At 66.2% G+C, this 228-nt stretch carries 1 protein-coding gene; it reads right to left on the bottom strand.

What is annotated here, in order from left to right:
* Nucleotides 1-228, bottom strand: a 228-nt coding sequence (locus tag LD028_RS09770) for an oligopeptide/dipeptide ABC transporter ATP-binding protein (protein ID WP_346015098.1), incomplete at both ends; no start/stop codon positions are given.

Raw genomic sequence — 228 nt, forward strand, 5'->3', positions numbered from 1 at the left:
TGCCTCATCCCTCCCTTCCGCGTACAGCCAGCAGCGGCATTTGTGGCCGTCCAACTGCAAAAGCTCGGGCGGCTGTTCGTGGCAGATCGGCATGGCCTGCGCGCAGCGCGGGGCAAACCGGCAGCCCTTCGGCATCTGGTTGGGCAGCGGCACCGCGCCCGGGATGGTGTCCAGGTACTCCCGCTCCTCGTCCAGCTCGGGAATCGATCTCATCAGGCCGATGGTGTA

It is taken from the genome of Anoxybacillus sp. LAT27 (assembly GCF_022030075.1).
GTDB classification, from domain to species: domain Bacteria; phylum Bacillota; class Bacilli; order Bacillales; family Anoxybacillaceae; genus Anoxybacillus; species Anoxybacillus kestanbolensis.